Source organism: Sutterella wadsworthensis (genome assembly GCF_003315195.1).
GTDB lineage: Bacteria > Pseudomonadota > Gammaproteobacteria > Burkholderiales > Burkholderiaceae_F > Sutterella > Sutterella wadsworthensis.
In genome coordinates this window covers 1-2,067 of sequence record NZ_QNRV01000064.1, presented here as the reverse complement: position 1 = coordinate 2,067, position 2,067 = coordinate 1, and the positions used below count along the sequence as shown (strand labels likewise).

At 49.0% G+C, this 2,067-nt stretch carries 1 protein-coding gene; it reads left to right on the top strand.

The window, feature by feature from the left end:
• Window positions 1-164 precede the first annotated feature (164 nt).
• Window positions 165-2,042 carry an IS1634 family transposase gene (locus DES29_RS12260; RefSeq protein ID WP_113854951.1) on the top strand — a complete coding sequence of 626 codons (1,878 nt, stop codon included), beginning with the start codon at window positions 165-167 and terminating at the stop codon, window positions 2,040-2,042.
• Window positions 2,043-2,067 lie beyond the last annotated feature (25 nt).

The window sequence follows — 2,067 nt, the reverse complement described above, 5'->3', positions numbered from 1 at the left end:
ACCCAAACTCCCGGAGTACTAGATCTTTAAGGGGTTGAGGCTCATCAAATCAGCCTTGAATGTTATTTAGCTCATTCTGAAATTCCTGCAATTTTTCTTACGTTGAGATTGCAGGAATTTTTATTTCATGTATAATAGATACATCTTAATCAGGCATATCTATCATGGCTAAATTACTGGATTCCGAAGGCAAACTCTGGGCGCTTATGTCCTCCAAAGACAAAGCTGGCCGCATCTACATCAGGGCGTACCGCAATCGATGGGATTCAGTGAAGAAACGTTCTTTCGTTGAGTCAAAGGTGCAAGTCGGCCGGCTGCTCGACGACGGTTCCATCCGGCTTTCAAAGAACTTTGTTGATAAGTTCCCGCAATACGCTCATCAAACCGTGTTTTGGGGCGATCATGAACTGATTTCTGAAGAAAACTTCTCTGAAGCTTTTGTGCAGAAGCCGGAATCGACCGACATCTCCTGGAGCTGTGACACCGTGCGCATCGGTGTGTCGTATGCCGCCTGGCAGTTTGGCCAAAATACCGGTATTTACGAAGATCTTCGAAGTGTGTTTGGCGAACAAACCGCACGAATTCTGTTCGCTCTCAGCGTTTATAAGCTGGACGGCGGCGGGGCAATGATGACTTTCGAGGATTGGCTCCCGCAAGTCTGGCTGCCTGAAGTTCAGCCGCTTGACGGCCGGCGAATAGCCGAAATGCTCTCAAGCATAACGCAGCCGCAGCTTGAGCGTTATTACAAACTGCGCTACGACCGCGCGTGCAAACACAGCGACTCGGCCGTTACTCTGTCTTTTGACAGTACGAGCATCTCCACATATTCAAACACCATCAATGCGGCAGCTTGGGGACATGCCAAACAGAATCCGGAGCTCCGGCAAGTCAACTATATGACGGTATGCGACCATGCCACAGGAGATGTGGTCTTCGCCTGCAGCTACGACGGATCCATCAACGATCAGACAATCCTCCCGGAGATTTACCTGCGCATGAAGTTTGCCGGTTTGGATCTAACCAACAACATTCTGGTGACAGATCGCGGCTTTCAGAGCATTTACAACACACAGACGGCCATCAACCTCAATTTGAAGTACATCCAGTTTCTGAGCCTTAAAGAAGGAGCTGTCAAAGCTCACCTGAAGCGGCACAAACAGGCTCTGTGCGATTCGATTGCACATAAAGATCCTGTCTTAGGGATCTCTGCGATTGCAGTTCCTGACGAATGGAAGGAGAACACGGATGCTGGTCCTATTCCGGTCAAGGCTTATCTGCATTTGTATCGTGATCCCGTAATGGCCGAGCTGCAGACCAATGAACTGTACCGTGATGTTCTGAAAGCACTTGAACTCAAGAATGAAGGGGCGGCAAAGATCCGACAGATCGAAAGTGAAACTCTGAAATCCATTGAAAAAGCTGCTCAAAAAGGAGAGGCCGCCGTCAAAAGGGTGAAAGGCAGTGCGGCGGAACTCGTCAGGAAGCAGGAGGAGCAGAACTCAAAGCTCATTGACCCGGTGCAGTGGAAAAAGATCAAGCGGTTTCTTTACGAAAACCGTAGAGCTAAGGACGACGAACCTGTTTGGAGCATCAAGTTCGATGAGCTTAAAGAAGCCGTCGAGTTCAAAGGCTGCCAAGCCATTCGCAGCAATGCTGAGTCCAATCCGTTTGTCGCTCTGAAACTTTATCGTCAGCGCCAGATCATTGAACAAGGCTTCAATCAACTCAAAAATGAAGTCGGCGGTTCACGATTCGAAGCGACGGAAGCCGCGTATCGAGGAAAACTGTTTGTTTATACGCTTGCTCAGGCTCTGCGTATGAGTATGCTGAGCAAAGCACGAGAAGTGCATGCAGTCCATCCGGAGCTGAAAATGCCGGAAGAATCAATGCGCAAGCTCATTACCCAGCTTCAGTGCATGCAGGCTTATAAACATCGGACAACCAACGCCTTTGTCCTTGGCACTGTCGCTAAACGCCATCGGGATCTGCTGGCTCTGTTGGGAATAACAAAACTCCCGAAGACTGTTTTCCGTTTTAGTTAGGATCTAGTCATTCGGGAGTTCAGGT

Excerpts from the sequence above, each read along its gene's own strand:
- DES29_RS12260 (WP_113854951.1), top strand. The coding sequence starts at position 165 with ATGGCTAAATTACTGGATTCCGAAGGCAAACTCTGGGCGCTTATGTCC.